The organism is Vreelandella indica (genome assembly GCF_037070225.1).
Taxonomy (GTDB): domain Bacteria; phylum Pseudomonadota; class Gammaproteobacteria; order Pseudomonadales; family Halomonadaceae; genus Vreelandella; species Vreelandella arctica.
In genome coordinates, this window is the sequence record NZ_JBANSO010000080.1 from 1 (window position 1) to 1835 (window position 1835).

Sequence of the window (1835 nt, forward strand, 5' to 3'; positions counted from 1 at the left end):
CGTTGAGCCTGTAGAAAAACTCCGCTGACGACTAAGTTTTGGTAGGATCGAGGAAACGGACGAGGAGTGGTCAGCATGCCGCGCTTCAAGGCTTATAACTACGATCAGAACGCCATGGTGGTGATCAACTACCAGGATCAGCTTCAGCCAGGCACCTTTGAACACGCGGTGCACTACCTGATCGAGCACAAGCTCGACTTATCCGTTTTCCATCCCAAGTACCGCAACGATGCGACCGGTCGGCTGGCCTATGATCCGGCTATCCTGCTTAAGATTATCCTGTTTGCTTACTCAAAAGGCATCACCTCCAGTCGAGAGATGCAGTGGAGCTGCGAGACCAATATTATTTTCAAAGCCCTTTCCTGCGATACAGTGCCCCACTTCACCACACTGGCAAGCTTCGTCAGTCGGCATGCCGATGAGATTGAAGCGCTGTTCGAACAAGTGCTGCTGGTATGCCACGAACAAGGCTTGCTGGGTAACGAACTCTTTGCGATTGATGGCTGCAAGATGTCCTCCGATGCCTCCAAAGAGTGGTCTGGCACGTTCAAAGAATTGGATGAGAAACGTGAGAAACTGAGAGGCCTGATCCGGCATCACCTACTGGAACACTACGCGCGTGATGAGGCCGAGACGGAAGCCGATCTGGATAGGGATATCCGACGGGCCAAGACGATTCTCTCGCTAGATGCCGCCATGAACAAAGTGGATCGTTTCCTAAAGGCGCACAGCCCAAGGATGGGCCGGGGGAGGCGAATCAAGGAAGTGAAGAGCAATCTGACCGATAACGAAAGTGCCAAAATGACGACAAGCAAGGGCACGATCCAGGGCTATAACGGCGTAGCCACGGTGGATAAAAAGCACCAGATCGTCATTGACGCTCAGGCCTTCGGCGAAGGCCAGGAACATCACACCTTGCAGCCCGTACTGGAAATGGTCGAAGCTCGTTTTAAGAAACTGGGCATTGCGGAAAACATCTACCAGAAAGGTACCGTCGTCACCGCCGATACCGGTTTCGCGAATGAAGCCAATATGAAGTACCTTCACGAGCGACAGATTAATGGCTACATCCCCGATAATCAGTTCCGCAGCCGAGATCCGAAATTCACCGACCAGAAAAACAAATACGGCAAGCGCCACCAGAACTTACCAGATAAAGGCTGGCGAGAGACGACGCCAGCTAGCGCGTTCCAGTTTGACCCAGTAGAGCTAACGTGTATCTGCCCAACCGGCGAAAAACTGTCCTATCGCGGGCAACGAGAAACGGATGCTGGCAAGATTCGGGTACACTTTGAAGGGCGTTTACTGCAATGTCGGCACTGCCCAAAGAAATACCGATGCATGCAGAACCCAAGCTCGGCTGACCATCGCAACGGTGCTGGGCGACAGGTGTCTTTTATCATCGAGAACAAACGTTTACCCAATTATACCGACTGGATGAAGCACCGAGTCGATAGCCCCAAGGGCAAAGAAATTTACAGCCATCGCATGTCGGTTGTAGAACCGGTATTCGGGAATATTGGCACGACGAAAAGGCTGAGCCGCTTTAGTCTGCGGGGCAAGAAGAAAGTACAGGGCCAGTGGCAGCTTTACTGCCTGGTGCACAATATTGAGAAGTTAGCGAATTATGGCCACATGGCCGCGTCATGAAGGGCTTAGAGCGGGGTAAGTTGCTTTTTAAGAGCAAAAGGTCGTCTTCAACAAGCTTTAGCTGGGCGCTCAAGTGGCTAAATGCCGATATTAAGATTACCCAGCCAGATGACCGGCTGGGTAAATGAATAAGGACAACAGGCGGTGGAAACGGCTCGAAATCGGGTTTTTCTACAGCCTCGTTA

Annotated in this window: 1 protein-coding gene; it reads left to right on the forward strand. The window is 51.9% G+C overall.

Going from position 1 to position 1835, the window contains the following annotated elements:
- The first annotated feature begins 75 nt into the window (after window positions 1–75).
- On the forward strand, window positions 76–1650 hold the full coding sequence (locus V8L71_RS20545) for a transposase (RefSeq protein WP_336275326.1): 1575 nt from the start codon (window positions 76–78) through the stop codon (window positions 1648–1650).
- Window positions 1651–1835 lie beyond the last annotated feature (185 nt).

Bases quoted from the DNA above. Each gene is read 5' to 3' on its own strand.
- V8L71_RS20545 (WP_336275326.1), top strand. From the start codon at position 76: ATGCCGCGCTTCAAGGCTTATAACTACGATCAGAACGCCATGGTGGTG.